21 protein-coding genes are annotated in these 18,403 nt (G+C 29.7%); 7 read left to right on the plus strand and 14 right to left on the minus strand.

The genetic code is table 11. From position 1 onward, the window contains the following. Positions 1-2: 2 nt before the first annotated feature. A complete protein-coding gene (gene tgt, locus ACYQ19_RS06120; protein ID WP_459978547.1) occupies positions 3-1,139 on the plus strand; it encodes a tRNA guanosine(34) transglycosylase Tgt in 1,137 nt (378 codons plus the stop codon). Here the strand turns inward: tgt and ACYQ19_RS06125 are convergent. The 4 genes from ACYQ19_RS06125 to ACYQ19_RS06140 all read right to left on the minus strand — a co-directional run bounded on the left by ACYQ19_RS06125 (position 1,103) and on the right by ACYQ19_RS06140 (position 3,918). Next, the gene (locus ACYQ19_RS06125) at positions 1,103-1,984 is read right to left on the minus strand and encodes a PilZ domain-containing protein (RefSeq protein ID WP_459978548.1); all 882 of its coding nucleotides are present in this window, start codon (positions 1,982-1,984) and stop codon (positions 1,103-1,105) included. The genes tgt and ACYQ19_RS06125 overlap by 37 nt on opposite strands. Positions 1,985-2,215: 231 nt before the next feature. Beyond that, positions 2,216-3,052 (minus strand): hypothetical protein, encoded by an 837-nt coding sequence (locus tag ACYQ19_RS06130; RefSeq protein WP_459978549.1) that lies wholly within the window; start codon positions 3,050-3,052, stop codon positions 2,216-2,218. 10 nt (positions 3,053-3,062) lie between these two features. Further along, positions 3,063-3,641, minus strand: coding sequence for a 16S rRNA (guanine(966)-N(2))-methyltransferase RsmD (rsmD, locus tag ACYQ19_RS06135; protein WP_459978550.1), 579 nt, complete (start codon positions 3,639-3,641; stop codon positions 3,063-3,065). Further along, positions 3,628-3,918 carry a hypothetical protein gene (locus ACYQ19_RS06140; protein ID WP_459978551.1) on the minus strand — a complete coding sequence of 97 codons (291 nt, stop codon included), beginning with the start codon at positions 3,916-3,918 and terminating at the stop codon, positions 3,628-3,630. The genes rsmD and ACYQ19_RS06140 overlap by 14 nt, the downstream gene beginning before the upstream one ends. A 134-nt stretch (positions 3,919-4,052) precedes the next feature. Here ACYQ19_RS06140 and ACYQ19_RS06145 point away from each other — a divergent pair, with 134 nt between their 5' ends. Genes ACYQ19_RS06145 through ACYQ19_RS06160 form a run of 4 tightly spaced genes read left to right on the plus strand, consistent with a single transcriptional unit; the run spans position 4,053 to position 6,784 of the window. Beyond that, a complete protein-coding gene (locus ACYQ19_RS06145) occupies positions 4,053-4,430 on the plus strand; it encodes a flagellar protein FlaG (RefSeq protein ID WP_459978552.1) in 378 nt (125 codons plus the stop codon). A 2-nt stretch (positions 4,431-4,432) separates the two neighbouring features. Further along, positions 4,433-6,139 (plus strand): flagellar filament capping protein FliD, encoded by a 1,707-nt coding sequence (gene fliD, locus ACYQ19_RS06150; protein WP_459978553.1) that lies wholly within the window; start codon positions 4,433-4,435, stop codon positions 6,137-6,139. 11 nt (positions 6,140-6,150) lie between these two features. Next, complete coding sequence (gene fliS / locus ACYQ19_RS06155) at positions 6,151-6,525, plus strand: flagellar export chaperone FliS (RefSeq protein ID WP_459978554.1); 375 nt, start codon at positions 6,151-6,153, stop codon at positions 6,523-6,525. Position 6,526: 1 nt separating this feature from the next. Next, entirely contained in the window at positions 6,527-6,784 is a 258-nt protein-coding gene (locus tag ACYQ19_RS06160) for a hypothetical protein (RefSeq protein ID WP_459978555.1), read from the plus strand. Positions 6,785-6,798: 14 nt separating this feature from the next. Here the strand turns inward: ACYQ19_RS06160 and ACYQ19_RS06165 are convergent, their stop codons facing one another. Together ACYQ19_RS06165 and ACYQ19_RS06170 are read right to left on the minus strand one after the other, a co-directional pair. Then, positions 6,799-7,305 (minus strand): DUF302 domain-containing protein, encoded by a 507-nt coding sequence (locus ACYQ19_RS06165; protein ID WP_459978556.1) that lies wholly within the window; start codon positions 7,303-7,305, stop codon positions 6,799-6,801. Further along, complete coding sequence (locus ACYQ19_RS06170) at positions 7,306-8,268, minus strand: SLAC1 anion channel family protein (RefSeq protein ID WP_459978557.1); 963 nt, start codon at positions 8,266-8,268, stop codon at positions 7,306-7,308. Between the two features lie 168 nt (positions 8,269-8,436). On the opposite strand from ACYQ19_RS06170, the gene ACYQ19_RS06175 reads away from it, so the two are divergent. After that, the gene (locus ACYQ19_RS06175; RefSeq protein ID WP_459978558.1) at positions 8,437-8,907 is read left to right on the plus strand and encodes a rhodanese-like domain-containing protein; all 471 of its coding nucleotides are present in this window, start codon (positions 8,437-8,439) and stop codon (positions 8,905-8,907) included. Here ACYQ19_RS06175 and ACYQ19_RS06180 read toward each other — a convergent pair. Genes ACYQ19_RS06180 through ACYQ19_RS06195 form a run of 4 tightly spaced genes read right to left on the minus strand, consistent with a single transcriptional unit; the run spans position 8,900 to position 12,757 of the window. Then, on the minus strand, positions 8,900-9,649 hold the full coding sequence (locus ACYQ19_RS06180) for a 4-(cytidine 5'-diphospho)-2-C-methyl-D-erythritol kinase (RefSeq protein ID WP_459978559.1): 750 nt from the start codon (positions 9,647-9,649) through the stop codon (positions 8,900-8,902). The two genes, ACYQ19_RS06175 and ACYQ19_RS06180, sit on opposite strands and share 8 nt — an antisense overlap. Next, positions 9,649-9,882: a carbon storage regulator CsrA gene (gene csrA / locus ACYQ19_RS06185; RefSeq protein WP_459978560.1), complete on the minus strand. Its 234-nt coding sequence runs from the start codon at positions 9,880-9,882 to the stop codon at positions 9,649-9,651. The genes ACYQ19_RS06180 and csrA overlap by 1 nt, the downstream gene beginning before the upstream one ends. Beyond that, entirely contained in the window at positions 9,876-10,742 is an 867-nt protein-coding gene (locus tag ACYQ19_RS06190; protein WP_459978561.1) for a pseudouridine synthase family protein, read from the minus strand. Before ACYQ19_RS06190 ends, csrA begins: the two co-directional genes overlap by 7 nt. 17 nt (positions 10,743-10,759) lie before the next feature. Beyond that, a complete protein-coding gene (locus tag ACYQ19_RS06195; RefSeq protein ID WP_459978562.1) occupies positions 10,760-12,757 on the minus strand; it encodes an ATP-dependent helicase in 1,998 nt (665 codons plus the stop codon). 138 nt (positions 12,758-12,895) lie between these two features. Between ACYQ19_RS06195 and ACYQ19_RS06200 the strand changes: the two genes are divergently transcribed. After that, complete coding sequence (locus ACYQ19_RS06200) at positions 12,896-13,765, plus strand: LysR family transcriptional regulator (protein WP_459978563.1); 870 nt, start codon at positions 12,896-12,898, stop codon at positions 13,763-13,765. Positions 13,766-14,068: 303 nt separating this feature from the next. Here the strand turns inward: ACYQ19_RS06200 and ACYQ19_RS06205 are convergent, their stop codons facing one another. From ACYQ19_RS06205 to ACYQ19_RS06220, 4 genes are read right to left on the minus strand one after another with little or no spacing between them, the layout of a single operon-like run. Beyond that, positions 14,069-14,485 (minus strand): hypothetical protein, encoded by a 417-nt coding sequence (locus tag ACYQ19_RS06205; RefSeq protein ID WP_459978564.1) that lies wholly within the window; start codon positions 14,483-14,485, stop codon positions 14,069-14,071. Next, positions 14,460-16,208, minus strand: a complete 1,749-nt coding sequence (locus tag ACYQ19_RS06210) for a M3 family oligoendopeptidase (protein ID WP_459978565.1) — start codon at positions 16,206-16,208, stop codon at positions 14,460-14,462. The genes ACYQ19_RS06205 and ACYQ19_RS06210 overlap by 26 nt, the downstream gene beginning before the upstream one ends. Positions 16,209-16,251: 43 nt before the next feature. Next, positions 16,252-17,787, minus strand: coding sequence for a Na/Pi cotransporter family protein (locus ACYQ19_RS06215; RefSeq protein WP_459978566.1), 1,536 nt, complete (start codon positions 17,785-17,787; stop codon positions 16,252-16,254). Further along, positions 17,772-18,329, minus strand: coding sequence for an aminotransferase class IV (locus ACYQ19_RS06220; RefSeq protein ID WP_459978567.1), 558 nt, complete (start codon positions 18,327-18,329; stop codon positions 17,772-17,774). Before ACYQ19_RS06220 ends, ACYQ19_RS06215 begins: the two co-directional genes overlap by 16 nt. Positions 18,330-18,403: the final 74 nt, after the last annotated feature.

Consider the following 18,403-nt stretch of genomic DNA (forward strand, 5'->3'; position numbering starts at 1 on the left):
ATATGCAGTTTAAAATAGATAAAATGGACGGAAAAGCAAGGGCTTGCACTATTGAAACGGCACATAGTGTAATTAAAACACCTATTTTTATGCCTGTAGGAACGGCTGCGGCTGTTAAAAGCCTTGATGCAATAGATATGATGGAAATTCTTGATGCACCTATAATACTTGGAAACACGTATCATTTATATTTGCGTCCTGGGGATGAAACTATTGCAAAACTTGGTGGACTTCACGGATTTAGCGGTTATAAAAGAAGTTTTTTAACCGATAGTGGTGGATTTCAGGCATTTAGTCTTGGGGATAATGTAAAATTTACGGATGAAGGTATCTGGTTTAAAAGTCATATTGACGGCTCTAAACATTTTTTTTCTCCTGAAAAAGTAATTGATATCGAGTATAATTTAAACAGCGACATTATGATGGTTTTGGATGATTTGATAGCACTTCCTAATACGAAAGAAAGGATTAAAAAATCAATCGAAAGAACAACAGAGTGGGCATACAGAAGCCTTGTTCATCATATAAACAGGGGTAAAAAAAACAATCTTTTTGCAATTATACAGGGTGGAACAGATTTTAATTTCAGACGTATTAGCGCAGAAAGTTTAGTATCACTCGAATATAATGGATATATGTTTGACGGGTTTGCAATAGGGGGGCTTAGTGTTGGTGAAGAAAATCAAGTTATGTATGATACAATTGAAGCCACTACACCTTACATGCCCGAAAATAAGCCGAGATATCTTATGGGTGTTGGGACTCCTGAAGATATAATAGAAGCGGTTGATAGAGGTGTAGATATGTTTGACTGCGTAATGCCTACGAGAAATGCAAGAAATGGCTATCTTTTTACATCTTTTGGAACTCTTAGAATTAAAAATGCTAAATATAAACTGGATGAAAATCCAATTGATCCTAAATGTAATTGTTATACCTGTAAAAACTATAGCAGGGCTTATTTAAACCATTTATTTAAAGCCAAGGAACTTACATATTTCAGGCTTGCAAGCATACATAACTTACATTATTATCTGAATTTGGTAAAAGAAATAAGAGAAGCGATTTTAGAAGGTAAATTTAAAGAATTTAAAAAAGCTTTTTATTCTTCAAGGGATATAAATTCTTTAGATATATAAGCGTTTAATTCTTTTACGATTTCTTTTTCTCTTTTTGTAATATATTTAGATAAAATATATTCATAATGAGTTGATAATTCAAAATGGATATGATATCTAAATGTTTTAGAGTCGAGTTTTGTGATTGATTTTATTTCTCCCTGGGTTATAAAAAGATAGGGTTTGTCAGTTTTCAATATAAACTCTAATGTAACAATATCCGCAACTTTCAAATCGGATTTTTTACCTATAACACAAAGACCTCTTAATGATATATCATAAAGTTCAGCTTGAAATTTTTGTGAATCTTTTTTTAATAGAACTTCTATTTTGTTTTTTGGCTGAACTCTTATAAAGCTTCTTTTAGGCGCATTTCTTTGAACTTTTTCTATATTATTTAAATACATAATCTTTTTGTGAATTATGTAATGTTTTATATTTGCTCTGAAGCTATATTCTTTATCATTTTCAAGTAAGAATATTTCTTTATGAAATTTAGCTGCTATTAATTGGTAATTATTTGCGGTAACTTTTATTATTCCTTCATTTTTATCAATTTCTAAAATTCTTGTTTTATGAGCAATTGGTATTCCTTTATATATACTAAATAAATTAAGAGGTGTTTTATTAGTAAAAATTTCTTCTATTTCTTTTGGTGTTGATATATTAATATCATCAATATCACTTTTATAAAATTCAAGATATTTTATGTAAAAATCAAGTAAAAAAGTTAATTCTTTTAATTTTGAAATTGAATTTTTTTGTTTGAGGATATGTTTTATGTAATTATTGCTTAAAATTAAAAATAATTTGTTTAAAATATTTATATAATCAATATTGTAATCATTTAATTTATTAATAAACAAAAAATTTTTATAGTTATTATATGTTCGATTTACTAAAAAAGGTTCAATAAACAATGACCTATAAAAATTTTTTACTTCTGTAGAGTCAATAATAATTTCTGAAGTAGAAATCCTCGATAAATATTCTCTAAAAGATTTTATAAAAATTGGTTCATATTGTGTAAAAAAATTTTTATTTTCAGATATAAAAGAGGAGAAGTTATTTGAAAAGAACTCCTTTTTTAAGCTCATTTATGTCCTATATTTCATAGGAAGTTGTTCAAATTCGATTCCTTTTTTTACACTCTTAACGTTTCCTTTTTCGTCAATAATAAATGTAACTTCTTTTTCAGCACCCATGTTGTCCGTTGAAAGTATATCGATAATGATTTCATTGTTTTTAATATTAACTTTTATTGGTCTTTCATCCATTCCTAAATCAATTGTTTTCGCCCAAATAGTTTTATTATCGAGCGTTTTATAAGCAATGATTACATTTTCGCTGTCACTTTGTGTTGTTCCTATGATTAAAATTCCATTTTTATAAGGTTTTATAAATTTAACATCATCCATAAAAGGAGTTGCAAGAGTTATATTTTTGTTTTTTCCATATATTATTATGTCTGAATTATTATTTGGAGTATATTGAGTTACTGCAACATAAACGTTTTTATTTGTTATTAAAAAGTCTCTGGCTAAATCATATTTTTTTCCAAAATATGAAAGTTTTAATAGTTTTCCATTAAGATCGTATTCTAATAAAGAAACTTTGTTTTTTTTCTGATCGTATCCTAGAATATATAATTTATTACCAATAACTTCAGATTTTACAGGATCTAATAATATTGGAGTTATTTTTTTCCATTTAAGATTGTAATCTTTATCAAGCTTATATATAGCTGCTCCGTTTGGATCAGGTATGACAAAAATAAATCCATTTCCCGCTTTCATTAAAGCACTTTCACTTACACCATATTTATCAAGTAGATTTATACTTTTGAAGCTTAATGTTTTTTCGGGTTTGGAATTAGTCGCACATCCAGTAAATAACACAATTCCAATCAGGGGTATAAATAATATTTTTTTCATGTTCATCCTTTTATTCGTAGTATGTTACGGAACTTTTTCCGAATTTTCTTGTTTTTATTTTTTTATAAAGTCCTAGCTCTTCAGGAAAAGAGTAATCGCTTTGATGTTCAATTAAAATTTTTTCTACGTTAATTTTAGGAAGTTGTTTTATCAAATGCTGAACTTTTTCATAAATATCTTCATAACCTTCTCTAATTGCAAAAGGTGGATCGAAATAAAAAAAGGCTTTATCTCTGTCTCTTTTAAGTTTTTCAATTACGTCCCAAATTGTTTCAAAACTATCACCTAAAATAATCTCACATTTTTCTGGTTCCATAGAATCAATATTTTTTTTAAGAATTTTTGCGGCTTCCGGGTCTTTTTCCAAAAAGTAGGCTTTTTTTGCACCTCTGCTTATTGCTTCAAGTCCTATACTTCCTACGCCACTAAACATTTCCACCCAAGTAGAATCAGGAACTTCCCACTGCAGTGTGTTGAAAACACTCTCTTTTAAAATATTTTTTGTGCTTCTTGTAACTTCTTTGTTACCCATATAAAGTTTTTTGCCTCTATATTTACCGCCTATTATTTTAATATTACTTTTCTCCATCATACTCCTTTAATATTTCAAGAAGTTCTTGTTTGAACTTTTCGAATGCTTTGTCTAATTTTTCTTCTATAGTTGTTTCTTTTACGGGTTGTTTTTTTTCTAATTCCATAAATAATGTTGTTTTGGTAAAAGGTTTTTTAATGTCTTTTCCTATTAAAATTCCGTCTATTTCCGGATTGTCGGTTATAACAAGTCCGTTAGGGCTTAAATGATCTTTTAAAAAATATTCAAGCGTATATTGTAATAAAGGTGAATCGCATATAATTTTGTATTGCATTTAAAACCTTTTGTATTGTATATAATAATTGTTATTTTATAATTAAATTAAAATTATCACTAAGAATAATAGCAAAAAATTAAATAGTTTGTTATTTTTGCCGATATTAATGCAGATTAAATAAGGGGTTTAACATGGACGTTTTTAGCAATATCAAAAACGTAGCTCAAAAGACACAAAATTTAGATACCATTACAAATCAAAATAATATTAAACAGGTAAAAACTGAAAAGGTGGATTTAACCACTCAACAACAAAATATGATTGAAAAACAAGATAAAGACAAATTAAAAAAAGAGTTACAAAAAATTACGGAAGAATTAAACAAAGCATTAAATCCATTAAATACAACGTTGAAATTTCAGTTTAACGATAAAATAGAAGAGCTGATGGTAAAGGTTATTGATACAAAAGATAACAGGGTTATTAGAGAATATCCACCAAAAGAAGCGCTTGAATTAATGGAAAAAATGAGAGAAATTGTAGGACTTTTGTTTGATAAGAAAGGGTAAAAATGGCTGATATAGGAACACTATCTTCGCTTGGAATAGGAAGTGGGGTATTAAATTACGATATTATTGATAAACTTAAAAATGCAGATAAAGATGCTATGGTTAAACCTTTGGAAGATAAACTTGATTTATTAAAAAAGAGAGAAAGTGCGCTTTCTCAATTTATTACCATAGGTTCAACCGTTAAAACTGATATATTAGATTTAGCGGATGGGACGCTTTTTGCAAAAGTTACAACTAATGTAAGTGACGGTAGTGTAAGCGTAGAAGCCGAAGATGGTGTAGAACCTCAGTCATTTGATATTAATGTTTCTCAATTGGCCGAGAATGATGTGTTTCAGTCAAACGGATTTGCATCAATGGATAGTATTGTTAACAATAGCGGCGGTGATGTTACTTTATCTATAGGAATAGGTGGGGTTGAAACAACGTTTACATTAAAAGCAGGCGCTACTTTAAATGATTTGAAAGAAGCAATTAATAATGCAGATGCCGGTGTTACGGCTTCTATAATTGATACAGGGGTAGGGGATAATCCTTATAAATTAGTTCTTAAAGCGGATAAAACAGGTGAAGATAATTATATTCAGTTTAATTATTCCGGAATTGATGATTTAGGGTTTAATGCAACTAAATATACGTCGGCGGCTTATTCGTCTGATAGTGATTTAGTAAACAATAGTGGAAGTGATCAGATTTTTAAAATAAATGTAAACGGCACAGATTATACAATGAATGTAGCGGATGGCACGAGCGTTAGTGACTTTATTGATGCTTTAAATAACGGAAATTTAAAAGATAGCGATGGTAATTCTTTAAAAATAAATGCTTCATATAATAGCGATACTGGTGCTATTAATTTTGATATACAGGCAATTGGAAATATTGTTATTGATGATACAAATTTAACTACTAATTTTAATGATAATACGGATTTTAATAATTCTAACAGACTTCAAAAGGCTGAAGATGCTATTTTTACGTATAACGGCGTGGAGATACATAGAGCATCTAATAAAATTGAAGATTTAATTACTGGTGTCACTATTAATTTGGAAACGACAGGTGAATCAAGTGTTTCTATAACATCAAATGTAGATGATATGGTTGAAGCTATAAAAAAATTTGTAGCAGACTATAACGCAATGATTTCAAACCTGCAAAGTTTAACTGCTTATGATAAAGATACGGGGTCAGTTGGGTTGTTTCAAGGGGATAGTGATTTTACAATGCTAAGTAGTAAATTTAGTAATGATCTATTTGGTGTAGTTATGTCAAATAAAACCACATCTTTGGACTTTAACGGAAATGAATATACTATAAATACAATTTTTACTGCTGCTGATGTAGGTTTTAGTATGGATAAGACAGGAATGATAAGCTTTGATGAAGAAAAATTCAGGAGTGCTTATAAAAAAGATGCCGATTTAACAAACAGACTTTTTGGAGACATGTTTACTAGGTTAAAAGTCGATTTTGAAACTACAATTACCGGTGACAATTCTAATCTAAATCTTTTGGATCAGGAAATAAAAAGAGAAGAAGATAGATATCAGGATAGAATTGATGCAATGAATAAATATCTTGAAACTAAATATGAAATTATGGCTAAGCAATTTGCTGCATATGATGAAATGATAAATAAATTAAACGCTCAAAGCCAAACAATTACAATGGCTATAGAACAAGCCATAAATGCAAAAAAATAAAGGTGTAGAAAATGACATATAATAAAGCTTTAGATAGTTATAATCAAATGAACGTAAATATCGATAGACCGGAAAAATTGATTCTTATGTTATATGAGGGAGCTTTAAGATTTGCAAATTTTGCAAAAAAAGCCATAAATGAAGGAAATATTGAAGATAAGGTAAAATATATTATCAAAACTTCAAATATTTTTATTGAGCTTTTAAATTCACTTGATTTTGAAAAAGGCGGTGATATTGCATATTATTTGAATGGGTTATATGCTTATCAGCTTGAACTTCTGGCAAAAGCAAATCTTGAGAATGAAACAAAGTATCTTGATGATGTGATTAGGGTTTTAAAAGGTTTGATAGAAGCTTGGAAAGAAGAGACCGGAATAAACTAAAATGAAAAATTATTTAAACGATTTAAAAGTTGCTGTAATTAATCAAGATTTGAAAAAATTAGAAGAAATTATCGATTTAACACCTGAATTTAATTCTATTGAAGAAGCAAAAGAGATACAAGCTTATTTAAAAGAAGCTATAAAAATATTAGAAAATGAAAAAAATAAATTATCGAATGAAATGAAAAAAATTAAAAATATTCAAAAATTTAATAACGAACAAATTAAAAAAAAGGAAACATTTAATTTCAAAGCTTAAAGCCAAAAGAGGCTTTAAAAGATAGAATATCTAAAATGCACAAATCCTAAAATATGTTGGATATCTCTTATAACATTTTCCATAATTTTAGCTTCTTTTGTTCCGCTAAGCATTCTAGTTAGAAGATACCCGTTCATAAGAGAGATTTTTACTACACCTTTTGTGTCTTCATATACAGCTATGCTTAACGGCATTTTAACAGCCATAAATTTAGTATCGTCATCACTAAGCATCTTACCTGCGTATTTAGCATTACAAAATTTTATAATTGCAACTTTACCTACGTCAGGGCCTCCATATTTTTTAATTTCTTCTTCTTGATTAATTACAGTTACAACATGCCATCCTGGTGTTTTTGATATTCTATTAGTAATTATATTTATCGTTTTTTCAAAAGAATAAGGGCTTATTACTTGCTTAAAAAGCATATTTTGTGCTGAAAATTTAAAAAATAATGGAACAATAAATAATGATATTACCAAACCTATTATTAATCCACCTAAAAAACTTCTTTTATTCATTTATTCCTCCTCAGGTATACAAATTTTGTGATTATTTATTGCAATAAATGTTTTGTATGTTACGTAAGCTACAAGTAAAGTAGTTATGGTTAATAAAAATAATGCACCATAAAAAGTTAAGTTTGTATTATATGCAGAATCCATAAGTATTGTTGCAATAGTCAATGCTGCCATAGGGAACGTATATGCCCACCATGAAATGAAAAATTGCAGTTTAACAAATTGTCTGAACATTGTTAATAGCAATACAAAAATAAATAATGCAATAAAATATAAAAATAGACTATCGGTATCTATAAGTCCGAAAGTTATTCTAAAGTAACTTATAAATCCAACTGCTGGTGGTGCAATTAAAATAAAAAATGTAGGAAGCAATCTTTTTCCTAAAGGATTATGAAAAATCATTCTATAAATTACAATTGTAAAAAGAACAAGCCAGAAAAAAATACCGATTGCATAGAAAAAAATATTTACCATCTCAGGCTGTGCGTCAACACCAACTACGGGGATTAGAACATTACCCACAATAGGTATAAACCATGCAGGGTTTATATGGTCCACTTCAAAATTATGTTCAATCCAAAATTTCATCACCTTGTAAGTAAAAAATAGATGTAAAGGTGCACCTATCCACCAAAATATGATAGAAATACTAGGTGCATAATCATAAAATGCAATTGATATAAGTAAAAAACTAATAGAAATTGCTGCAGTAAATGAGCTTTTAATAGGATGATTAAATTCTTTTTTTACAGCTTCTGGATATTTTATCCATTTAATAATATAAGTAATAAAAACTAAAAAAAACAGCAGCGTATCTAAAAAAAGCAAAAACTTGTAAATATTTTCGAAAATATTAATATCAAGAAAATGCCAAGCTTTTGCAAATGCAATAGTTAGGCCTGAGAGACCCATAATTACGGCAAAAAGTTGAACAGGAAAATATTGTAAGCTTCTTTTCATAATTACCTCCTTTAACTCGTTAAAAAGTATAAATCTATAAGATTAAATTATTATTAATATAAATAAAAATTATAATCAATAAATTAACAAGAAATTATTGACAAATTAAATAAAAATGAATTATAATTCAATTGTTGAAAAAATGAACACTCATTCAAAGGAGAAAAAATGAGAAAACTACTTGTTTCTTTAGGACTTGGAGCAGTATTGGCAACAAGTGCATTTGCTCTATCAGGACCAATGGCACATATTTTCAAATCCGAAGTTAAAGCAAACGCTAAATATGTAAAATACATTACACCTCAAGAATTGAAAAAATGGATGGACGAAGATAAAGATTTCGTTGTTTTAGATGTAAGAGAACCTGCTGAAACAGCTGCAGGGACCGTTGATTGGATTGAACTTGAAAAAATTCCAAGAGGTTTAGTTGACGTAAAAGCTGCAGTTGGATATTTAAAACCAAACAACACATATGTAGTAATTTGTAAAACAGGTGGACGTGCTACACTTGCAGGTGCTAAACTTGTAAAACAATATGGATTTAAACATGTATATGTCCTAAAAGGTGGTATGGTTGGTTGGATGAAAGCCGGATATACCGTCGTAAATAAACTAGGAAAATTTAAAGCAGCTAAATAAAGCTGCTTTTTATTTTAAAAAAACTACTCCCACTTCCCGTAAAAAAACCTTTATCCATATATTTATATAAATCCGGATAAAGGCTTAAAGCAGGCTGCAATAAGTCGTTTAATTCATTAGGTGAGTGATTGTTTAAAAGTTCAAGTGAATTTTTTTTATCAAAGTCAGTATCTTTGGGGTTAAAAAACCTTTCTTTGTATTCTTTATAAACAGCAGGGGTAGAGCATTCTATAGGCGGTGTAAAAACTTCTATGTTTAATAATTCTTCATCATATTTTTCAACAATATCTCCTCTGCCGTATACATTGGCGCTGTCATAGTCATATATGAAAAAAGGGACATCGCTGCCAATTTTATTTCCTATTTTAACTAATTCTTCTGTATTTAAATTTAAACCACTTTCTTTATTTACTAATCTTAAAAAGGCTGCCGCATCGCTGCTACCTCCGCCCAGTCCAGCCATTTCTGGGATATTTTTATGTATTCTTATCTCTTTACCTATAAACCATTTTTTAATTTCAGGATACTCCTGAGTAAGTTCTACATAAGCTTTAAAAACACTATTTTCCCTTAATGCACAATTTATATCACCTACAATATTAAATTTTTCAGCATCTAAAATTTCTATTTCATCATACAGATTTTTTACTTTCATAAATCTTGATTTTATTAAATGGTAAAATCCGTCATGTCCGACAATTTTTAAAAAAATATTTACTTTTGCATAAGCTTTTATTTTCATTAATTACCTTTAAAAATTTTTGAAATATCGTTTAATATATCTATATCAATCTCTTTTGCTGCTTTTTTGTTTTCTTGTGTGATCTGATCTATTAGTTCACTTCTTAATATAGTAATGTTTTTAGGTGCATCGATGCCTATTTTTACCTGATTTTTGTCAATAGATATTATTGTAATTTCTATATCATCTCCAATTTTAATTTTTTCGTTTATCTTCCTTGATATTACTAGCATAGTTCAATCCTGTTTAATATGTATGATACTTTTTCCTCTTCTATTTCTATAATAGCAAAAAAATTGTCGTATTTTACATAATATTGTCCGTTTTTCTTAATTTTAAAATCATTGATGTTTAATTTTTTCCCTAAAATAAGGTTTTCGGTATCTGAGAGATATATGTTTTCTTGCAAATCAAGATATTTTAAAGGATTTAAAAGTTTTTCACATTCATAATGAAATTTGCCTTCATTAACTCTTTCAAGATAAGTCAAAGTTCCGTTTACCCCTAATTTTTGAGCAATGTCAAATCCTAGACTTCTTATATATGTCCCTTCACTTACGCTTGCTTTAAATGTGATAAAAGGATGGGAATAGTTAATAAGTTCAATATCAAATATTTCAATTTCAATTTCTTTTTCTAAATAAACATTTCCGTTTTTCGTTTGCAATTTGTCATTTTCCATTAAAGAATAGGCTCTTTGGCCGTTTATTTTTTTTGCGCTGTATTTGGGAGGTAGCTGTTTTTGTTTTCCCAAAAAACTTTTTAAAGTTTCAGTAATCTGTTCTTTTGAAAAACCGCCGGTGTTTTCAATTTTTTCTATTCTTTCAATATCAAGGGTAGGGGAATAGGCACCTAACATAAGGGTTGCAATGTAAGTTTTGGGTGTTTTTTTCAAAAACCTGAAAAGTTTTGTATATTGCCCGCTTGCAATTATCAGGCATCCGCAGGCAAACGGATCGAGCGTTCCGGAAAATCCCATTTTTTTAATTCCATATTTTCTTTTAAGAGTATTTAAAAATTTATTTGAACTAACAAACATAGGCTTGTTTGCTACAAACAGCATATTTTTACATTTTAATTTTTCACTTTTCATTTTGCATTTTCCATTAATTAGGCTTTTTCCACGAAATCGCTTAATATTTCCCTTACATTGTGTCCGAAATCTATTTTGAGTTTTGTTTTGTTTCCGGCTTTGTTGATGCCAAGAATTCTTCCCGTTCCGAATACTTTATGTTTTACAAGTCCTCCGACTTTAAACATACCGCCACTTGGTGCTTCTTTTAGATTTACCCTCTCACCTTTAATTAATCCCGCTTCAGTTAGGAACCTGCTTTTTGAAACCCTGCTTCTTTGTCCTCTTATATATCTGCTTTCAACATAAGAGAGAGTGAGTTCTTTTTTTGCCCTTGTAATGGCGACATATGCAAGGCGTCTTTCTTCTTCTATGTCGGCTTCGTTAAGAGGGAAAAACCCTTCTTCCATACCTATTACGAAAAGATGTTCGAATTCAAGTCCCTTGCTTGCATGGATAGTCATTACGTTTATCATTTCATCCGTGATTTTGTCCTGGTCGCTTTCAAGGGAAAGTTCGTTTAAAAATTCCCTGAGACTCAAATCTTTTCTTTCATGCATCATTCCATAGAACTCTTCTACGTTTCTTCTTTTGTCTTCATCTTTGTAACTAGTGCTGAGTTCTATTGTTTTTTCAATTGCTTCCGGAAGTTCTTCAATCGGAAGCGAGCTTAAAAACTCTATTGTTTTTTCAAGCTCTTTTAGTGTTTTGGCTGCTTTTTTGCTTAAAAACGAAAGATCATCCTCTTTTATAAACTCAAGGAAAGATTTACCTCCTTTTGCTTCTTCAAGTTTTAAAATAGTGGTTTTTCCTATTCCTCTTTTCGGTTTGTTTATAATTCGTTTGAACGAATAGTCGTCATTTGGATTTACAAACACCCTCAAATAACTGATTAGATCTTTTATCTCTTCTCTTTCATAGAATCTCATACCGCCTACGAGTTTATATGTAATTCCGTAAGTTCTGAGTCCGTCTTCTATTGAGCGCGAAAGCGCGTTTATTCTGTAAAGTATGGCAATTTCTTTAGGGTTTACGCCTCTGTCGATTAGATTTTTGACTCTTTTAGCAATAGCTTCGGCTTCGGCCATTTCATTATAGCTTTTTAGAAGTTCAATTTCTTTTCCGTCTCCAAGAGCCGATTTTAATTTTTTGTCATATCTCATTTTATTAAAGCTGATGAGTGAATTTGCGGCATTTAATATCTGGTTTGTTGAGCGGTAATTGGTTTCAAGTTTTATAACTTTGGCGTTAAAATCTTTTTCGAAATTTAATATATTTTTGTGATTGGCGCCTCTAAATCCGTAAATGGACTGGTCGTCATCCCCAACTACACATATATTGTTATGCGTTCTGCATAGTTTTTTTAGAAGCAGAAGCTGTATTTCGTTCGTGTCTTGGTATTCATCTACCATTATGTATTGATATTTGTTTGAAATTTCCTTGCATAAATCGTCGTTTTCATTTAATATGGTGTATGTTAAAAGAAGTAAATCATCAAAGTCAACCAGATTGTTTTCTATAAGATATTTTTGGTATTTGTCGTAAATATGTGCTAATTTTTTATATGTTGTATCTTTTGCGAGTGAAAATACTTCTTCAGCGTTTAAAAACGAATTTTTGTATTTACTTATCTCTTTACTGACAAACGACAAAGGAAGATCGGTGGATATCGATTTTAGTATTTTTTTCTGATCATCGCCGTCAATAATAACGAATGTGTTTTTTCTTCCGATTAAATGAATGTATAATTTTAAAAACATAAGGCCAAATTTGTGAAAAGTGCTTAGAAGAGGCGGATGGGCAGTATTGTTATTAATCATCCTTAAAGCTCTTTCTCTCATTTCACTCGCGGCTTTATTGGTAAATGTAAGGGTAAGCGTATTTGCCGGATCTATTCCTAGGCTCAATAAATAGGCTAGTCTTGTTGTAATTGTTTTTGTTTTTCCGCTTCCGGCACCCGCAAGTATTAAAAGTGCTCCATCTATATGAGTTGCGGCTTCTTTTTGTGCTTCGTTTAATTCATTTAAAAAATCCATTTTCTCGCTTTTTTATATTAATTATAACAAAAATGATAAAAATTAAAAAAACATAAAAAATACATTTATAATATCTTATATTTGCATTATTATAATTTTTAGTTATAATTCCCATTAATAAAATTTAAGAGGAGAGAAATGGTAATTAAATACCTTGATAAGATATATACATTTCTTGTAATAAACAGAGAAAGCAGTTTTTCAAAAGCAAGTAAGGCCCTTGGTATTTCTCAGCCGGCTGTTACTCAGCAAATAAGAATACTTGAAGATTTTTTGGGCGTTAGTCTTTTTGAGCGTAAAAAGAATGGTGTAATTCTTACGAAAGAAGGACAGACTTTTTTAATTTATGCAAAAGAGTTTGAAAAATTTTTAAGCGGTTTTGAAAAAAAACTTGAAGAGTTCAGAAATGCCGATACGCCGTTTTTGATTGGCGCTAGTCCTACTGTTGGGAATTATAATCTGCCTGAATGTATAAAGTATTTTAAAAGCTTAATTAATCGTGAAATAAATTTGGTAATCAAAAATAATGATGCTCTTTTTGAAGATGTTGAAAAAAAAGCAGTTGATATGGCTTTTGTAACCAAAAAGAAAAACAATGGCTTAAATTATGTAGAATGGATAGATGATGAGTTAGTTGTGTTTTCCAATAAGCCGTTGCCACCAAGCATAGAACTTGAGGATTTAAAAAATTATAAAATGATATGCCGTGAACCTGATTCTTCAACAAGGGAATTTATTAAAAAAGCGTTTGAGGAATTTGAATTTGCCTGTGATACTCTAAATGTTATAAGTGTAGTTCATAATTCAACAGCACTGAAATATACAGTAATGAGTTCAACAGAGCAGGTTGTTTCAATTATTTCAAAAATGGTTATTAAAGACGAACTTCGTGATAAGAAGCTTTATATGTCTAAAATTAAAGGAATGAATCTAAAAAGAAAGACTTATATCGTTTATAAAGACAAAAATAAAGATATTGAAGCTATTCTTAATTTTGTGAAAAGTTAATAAGATTGAAAGTTAATAAAGTAAGTTAAGGCTTTTAAAGTTAATTAATGTTATTGAGGTTAGATAAAGTTAATCGGTGTATTGATTATTATAATATTTGCTAACTATTCATATTTTATATTTCTTTTTCAATATACCTTTTATTTAGGATTTAGTTTTAGTTTTTTTAGGTGTAAATGTAATAAATTTTTAATTTAAATTATAGTGTCTGTCACTATATAGTAGATTGTAAACTTTTTTTTGTAATTGAAGCGAGAGACTTGGAAGTAAAATTTTTCAATTTCAGTTGTCCCTTTTTTTAAATTACTCTTTTATGAATTTCTTGTTCCTCGGGTTCATTGCGAACGGGTTTTTTGGCTTTTCTTCTTTTGGAAGCGTTGCCGCGGCATTGATAAATAGAGGAACTTCATCCTGTGTTATTTGAATAATGTTTTCAATAGGGACGGTTACCACACTTCCTATGTTTTCTTCACCGAATCCCGCTTCGAAAATAAAATTTTCATCCAGTATATGGGCGCTTTGAAGTGTGTAGTTTGCTATGGCAAATACTATTATTTCAGTAAATTGTTTTGTTATGTGTTCCGGAAGGGGAGGGTTAAATTCGATAGCCGGAAGATGGGCTAATATTGAAAATGGTTCGTCCCTTTCAAGCAGAATCATCAAGATCTCTTTTGCGTGTTTGGCTTTCAATTCTCTAAAATAGGGTAGGTTCACTATCATTTTTTTCCTTTAGCTCTTTAAATTCGTTTAGCATGTCTTTTACGGCGTTAATGCCCTGCTGCCAGAAATTTTCGTCTTCTATGTCCACGCCGAATATTTCAAGCTGTTGTTTAGGCGGTATGCTTCCGCCTTGAGATAAAAATTTTATATATTTTTCTTCAAAATTTTCAAATCCGCTTTTGTATAACTTATATAATGTCAAAACTAAAAGCTGTGCGTATGAGTATGAATAGCAGTAAAACGGAGAATGGATAAAATGTGGAATATAACTCCACCATATTTCGTAATTTTGTGTAAGTATTACACTCTCACCGAACATTTTTTGATTTTCTTCCATCCAGATTCTGTTATAATCCTGCGGTTTTAACTCATCTGCCGCATGGACTCTTCTTTCAAAATTAGTAAAAACTATCTGTCTGAAAAGTGTGGCAAATATGTCTTCGAGTTTTCCTGCATATATTTCCATAAGTTCATCGTTTGGAAGTGATTTTTTAAGCTCTTCAAACAGAAGCATTTCCGCAAAAATACTTGCGGTTTCGGCAGTGGTAAGAGGAGTGTCCTGATTTAAATATCCTACTTCCCTTGCGAGATACTGATGAATTGCGTGTCCTAATTCGTGTGCCAAAGTAAATATATCCCTTCTTTGATTCGTGTAGTTTAATAAAACATAAGGATGTGCATGGGGTGTTGCGGAATGTGAAAAAGCCCCTCCTCTTTTACCTTCTTTCGGATACACATCTATCCATTTTTCTTCAAAGGCTTTATTTGCTATATCATAAAATGTATTGGAAAAATTTTTAAAAGCGTTTAAAACTATCTCTTTTGCTTTTTCAAAAGGTATTTCCTCTTCTTTTTTAGTAAGTTTTATAGGTGCGTATCTGTCATAATCAAACAGCTGTTCGTATCCTAAAATTTCTTTTTTAAGATTATAATATTCTTCAACAAGATATGTGTTTTCATTTACGGCTTTTACAAGGGCATCCACGCTTTTTTTGGTTACCTTGTTACTTAAGTGTCTTGGTTCTTCTACGTTTTCATAACCTCTTATATCTATAAAATCTATTTTCCAGTCTTTTTTTACCTGGTTGTAGATATACGCAAAAAGTTCCTGATGAGGTTTAAGTCCAAGAGTCAGGGAAACCTGTGCTTTTTTTCTCTCATTTCTGTCTGAGGAATAAAGCTTGCTTAATACCTCTTCTTCACTCAGTTTTTCGCCGTTGAAGAAAAATTTAAGTCTGCTTATATGTTCATCAAACAGCCTGCTGAATGCACTACCGCTTGTAAGGTCTTTTTTCATTAAAATTTTTTCTTCTTTTTCGCTTAATTTATATGGGGCTTCTTCTTGAAGATGTATTAAATAATATTTATAAACGCCGGCATTGTCTATAAATTTTTGCTGTTTGTCTATCGGAAGATAGATAAATTCAAGCTCAAACCATATCAAATGTTCTTCCGCTTTATTGGCAATTTCCTGAAATCTGGCGAGTATATTGCCTTTGTTTGTATCAGTTGCAAATTCCAGATATGCATAAGTAAGGCTTCTTCCGATGTTTTCCCATATTTCCTCATACTCTTTTAAAACATTTAAAAATTCCTCGGGCGTTAATGTATATAATCTGCTTTTGTAGTTTTTTTCAAATTCTATCGCTTTAAATTCTGCCTGTTTTAAAAACTCTTCAGCTTCATTTAACGAACTGAAAAGAGGAGTTAAATCCCATTTCATTGAAATCCTTTTTTTGTTAATTTTATCATAACTTAATTAAAAGTTAGATATTGTTTCTGTGATTGGGAATATTTATTAAATTTTCAAGTGCTCTGTTGATGTAATAATTAACATTTAATAATGTAATGGAAATGTAAGGACTGATTTTGTCATTTTTGATAGCTAAGGCGATATCTCTGGTTATAGGTTTATAAGTCGGTTTTTCACCTCCGTTTTTATACCATTCGTAAAACTCTTTTGCAAAATTTATAAGTTTGTTTCTGAGTTCTGAAATGTATTCTTTTAAATATTCGTTGTCGTCAAACAAAAATTCATCTATATTGTGTGAGATGTCTTTTATCTGTTTGTTTGAAATCGTAATGTTGTAAAGGGTTTTTAAAATTTCGTCATTATTTACTTCAAGGGCTACTTTTTCTATTTCGGAAGAGAGCTTTTTTAAATATTTATACTCTTCATCGGTGTCATAATCGATGTATAAATTTAAATATTTTTCGTCTTTAAATGCTTTTGACGAAATTTTAAATGTATGAAGATAAAATTTTAACGATTTTTTTACGAATCTTTTTAATTCTTTATTAAGTGCTTCATTAACAATTTCCGGCATTGAAGTGTCTATGTTGGTAATGTATTTAGTTACTATTATCGGTTTGTCTTTTATAATTTTTTTGGATAATTTTTCAAGTATGTTTACAAAAGGTAAAATGATTAAAACCCCTAAAACGTTAAATATGGTGTGAAACAGGGAAATCGCAATTAAATAGTCGTTTTTTGAGAGATAAAGCGTAAATTTGCTCAAAGGATTTAATATAACCAAAACGATTATCCCTGTGGTCAGATTAAAAATAGTATGAATAAAAGCCACTCTTTTTTTGTTGCTGTCCCTTCCGATACTGCCAAGCCATGCGGTAATTGTAGTTCCTATGTTTGCACCGATTATTATTAAAAGGGCTGTTTTATAATCTATTATTCCACTGGCGGTTGCGGTCAGGGCTATTGCCGTTGTGGCTGATGAGGATTGAATAATTGCTGTGATTATAATTCCGAGTATTAAATAAAATACAAAATTATACTGCCTGAAATCGGCTAAGTTTATATTATGTGCTATCTCTTTCATACTCTCTTTCATAAATTCGAGTCCTATGAAAACCAGTGCAAAAGCTATGAAAAATAAAAATATATTCCTGTATTTTTTGTTATCTATAAGAAGATACCCGAGTGCCCCAATAGCCAAAAGTGGATTTGCAAAAAGCATAATTTTTACTTTAAAACCTAAAATTGTAACTATCCATGCGGTAACGGTTGTGCCTATATTTGCACCTAGTATTACGCCTATTGAGTTTTTAAGAGGCATTATTCCTGCACCTACAAGCGCAAGGACTATTATGGTAGTGGCTGATGAAGACTGAATTATCGCAGTTACTATAAATCCTACAAGAATTCCGCCATATACGCTACTTGTGTGTTTTTTTACAAAATCTTTAAGTTTTTTTAAACCTAGGTTTTTAATACTTGATTCAAGCAGACTTAAAGCAAATAAAAATAATCCAAGCCCTCCTATAAAATTTAAAAACTGATGCATGTTATGTCTCTTTCATAAAAACCTACTATTGCGTTTAACATTGCAAATTTTTTATATTTTTTTATATCGTTTATTGATATATCTTTTTCTTTAAGAAAGCCTTTTTGGATTAGTTCTTCTCTTTTAGTGCCTTTTAGAAGCGGGGTTTTAGGTGTATACCACTCTTTTCCGTCAAAAAAAGCCAAATTTGATATGGTTGTATCTGTTACAAAGCCTTTTTTAATAATAATTACTTCATCAAAATTAGAATCTTTTAAAGCGTTTAATTTATCCCGATCGGCATATTTATATTGATAATCTATATCGGAATAAACTATTTTAAATGAGTTAAATTCTCTTTTTATTATATCGAAATATTCGATGTTTTCTATTTTTTCGGAATATGTGACTCTTACTCTTTTATTAGGTTTGATTTCAATATAATCTTTTAAATTTAGCGGTTTTGCTTTAAAAAAATTGTATCTCGTTTTATTCATTCTATTATTGTGTAAATTAAGATTTTCAATTTTATCTGTTATTAATATTGTTTCAATAAATTTCACATTTTCTCCATTGATTAAAATTTATACAATTTTTTTCGGTGTAAATAGTATAACTTGGATATAATTATTTCAAA

This window comes from Nautilia lithotrophica (assembly GCF_054656815.1).